This is a genomic window from Chitinophaga sedimenti (assembly GCF_023156195.1).
Lineage (GTDB): Bacteria > Bacteroidota > Bacteroidia > Chitinophagales > Chitinophagaceae > Chitinophaga > Chitinophaga sedimenti.
Window position 1 is genome coordinate 1 of sequence record NZ_JAKUKA010000003.1, and the last position, 2,912, is coordinate 2,912.

A 2,912-nucleotide genomic window follows, 5' to 3' on the forward strand; every position below is an offset into this window, starting at 1 on the left:
TGATGGATTATGGTTTCCATGTTCTACGATGAGTTTCCGGTAGCGGGCACGTCGCTTTCAGGAGTTAATAATCTGAGATAATTGCTCCACTTTATGCTGCTGATTCGAAGTACTTAACCTAAGAATAACTCCTGGTTTGATTGTGTAATGTGAAGGCAATACCGTTCGCTTTCCGGGAGTTAATAATCTGAGATAATTGCTCCACTTTATGCTGCTCCAAAATAAAACAATCTCCTCAACCACTTCATTGTGCTTAAATTTAACAATATTACTAACCTAATTTCGTTGTAATTGCCTTTCCTCTATAAAATTCGCCTTTGACACCTAGAAGAAAAACCTCCAATTGTCGAATATCAATAATCAGATACTCTTGAATCAGACTATTTTCCTCGATAGATATTCTATCCGAAAACAAACTAATACTACCTACTATGTTATAATCTTTAATGAGGTAGTCTAGATTCAACAATAAAATACCAACAAAAAGAAAAACTATATAGATATAAGATCCTTCGGTAGACAACTTAACGAAGGACGTAATCAATAAATTACCCCCACCCAGGCAAACGCCTTGCCAGAGTATGGACTTCTTTCTTTTCACCAAAGAGCATAACTACCTTAAAATCATTCTGTTCCAGTTTGTATCTTTTCATAATTTACTTCGCATTCATGTCCTCAATACACCAGTATCACTTATGACTGTACACAGTGTTAAACTCATCAACAGCAGCACCAACATTACCGAAGCCAGCAGTACTGGCTGTAGAGACCCGTCCTTTAGCCAAACCAAAAATTTTGCAAATCCGACAGTGCTCGCAACTATATTGAGTACTGCCAGCCTTCTGATCACGCTTTGCTGACGCATCAGCACCATAAAAATCCTTTTTCTTTATCAAGACATTTGGCTATTTAGGGACACTAAATAGTTTAAACCAACAGCTCCCTTCACACTAAAGCCGGAGGCTGCCCATTTTCAGCTTTTGATGAGCAGCGGCGTCAGCCCTCGTAGCTAATACTTTTAAATAGTCAAGACCGACGAATTTGCAAGGTCTATAGCGTGATGAATTTTCCCAAGTCCGTTTAAGATCTGCGTGATCAGAGCCCGGCTTGAAAATTGTTGCTGAAACATTATGCGAAACATTCCCATCCACATCGTGTAACATCTGGCTGATGCTCTCCACCGGAAACAGAAGCCCAGTTTTTGCCATCTTTACCTTTAAACTTATGGAACTCCCTCCTGTTTCTTTCGCGTATGCTCGGGCCTGCCTAATATGCTTTTTTCCAAAAACCATTTACCGTCCTTATCCACGCCATTAAAAGGATTATTACCCATTGCAAGATAGGTGGTGAATGATACTGTAATCTCGGATCATGCGTTTGCCATCTTCCGATCTGAGCATCATAGAACCTCGCCCCCATAATCATACCACTCCAGTCCACCAGTCGAGAACCTTCGCCTGCAACTCCTTTCCATTGTACAAATACCTATTCCCAAAGACCCAAGCGCTTTAGTACTTATCCCGCCATCGTCAACCCAAACGGATAATAATGCGTCTCCTCCAACACAGCCCCAGGCTCCAGTACCACCGCCACATTATCAAAGAACACATCCTGCGCCGTTTCGTTACTTGTATAAACATACAGGAAAACCACTCTCCTTCACCACCATCTTATCCGCCGCCAGCGTCTGCAGCTGATCCGGCGACTCCTGTACCTGCCTTACACCACTATTGTCTTACTAATTTAAAACTGATCATTGAACAATGCAAAATTTAAGTACGCTTTCGGCCTGTTCAACGACGGCTGGTTACCTGCATCCTTTTCTTTAAGACGCTGATATTGATTACTATTAAAATTGTCATTAAAGGTGTGTTATTCCCCGACTGCCCTGCACTCGCATGCGCATCCGTTGCCGCAGTACCGCCAAATGCCCGCACCAACGCCACAGCCATATCGGCTGCAGGTGTTTGCGTCTTTGGCTGCTTATTGCCGATTGATTTATAAAACGCACGTGCTCCAAGGGATACGGTATCTCCAGCCATCACTTTCAATACTAGGGATGGGCCAATACGCCTGTCCTTGCTGCTACCGTTCAATTTCGCTACATAACTGTTGGCCCCTGCTGTCTGATCCTGTGGATAACCCACGGGCTTAGCCGTACGGGTAGCTTCAATATTGAAAACAACGCGCTTTCTTTAGCAGCCTGTTGGGTTTCCATCGTAGCCAGGTAGGTTGACTGATTACTATGCTCATGGCCGGTTTTAGTAGTGATCGTGCAAAAGCGCACGACAATGGTTACATCGACGTGGCCGACCTGAAAGCGAAAGCAGAACAACACTCCGCTAACCTCGCAGGTATCATGATCACCTACCCTTCTACCTACGGTGTGTATGAAGAAAGCGTGAAAGAGATCTGCAACATCATTCACCAACACGGTGGACAGGTATACATGGACGGCGCGAACATGAACGCCCAGGTAGGCTTAACGGCTCCCGGCCTGATCGGCGCAGACGTTTGTCACCTCAACCTCCACAAAACCTTCGCGATCCCGCATGGTGGTGGCGGTCCCGGTATGGGCCCCATCTGCGTAGGTAAACACCGGGCGCCGTTCCTGCCTTCGCACGTGCATTTGCAGGACGGTAAAGCCGGCAACGCGGTATCTGCCGCTCCGTTTGGCAGTGCGAGCATCCTGCTGATCTCTTACGCATACATCCGTATGCTGGGCAGCACCGGTGTGCGTAAAGCCACTGAGTTTGCAATCCTGAACGCTAACTATATGAAGGCGCGTTTGCAGAACGATTTCGATATCCTGTACACCGGCATTAACGGCACCTGCGCACACGAGTTCATCGTGGACCTGCGTCCGTTTAAAGCCACTGCGGGCATTGAGGCGGAAGACGTAGCAAAACGCC

Annotated in this window: 1 protein-coding gene and 1 pseudogene; one reads left to right on the forward strand and one right to left on the reverse strand. The window is 45.9% G+C overall.

Annotated features, from left to right (window positions below; genetic code table 11):
• Positions 1-1,793: 1,793 nt before the first annotated feature.
• Positions 1,794-2,147 carry a hypothetical protein gene (locus MKQ70_RS37205; protein ID WP_248081982.1) on the reverse strand — a complete coding sequence of 118 codons (354 nt, stop codon included), beginning with the start codon at positions 2,145-2,147 and terminating at the stop codon, positions 1,794-1,796.
• A 104-nt stretch (positions 2,148-2,251) separates the two neighbouring features.
• On the opposite strand from MKQ70_RS37205, the pseudogene MKQ70_RS37210 reads away from it, so the two are divergent.
• Positions 2,252-2,912, forward strand: a pseudogene (locus tag MKQ70_RS37210) (aminomethyl-transferring glycine dehydrogenase); the annotation flags it as partial.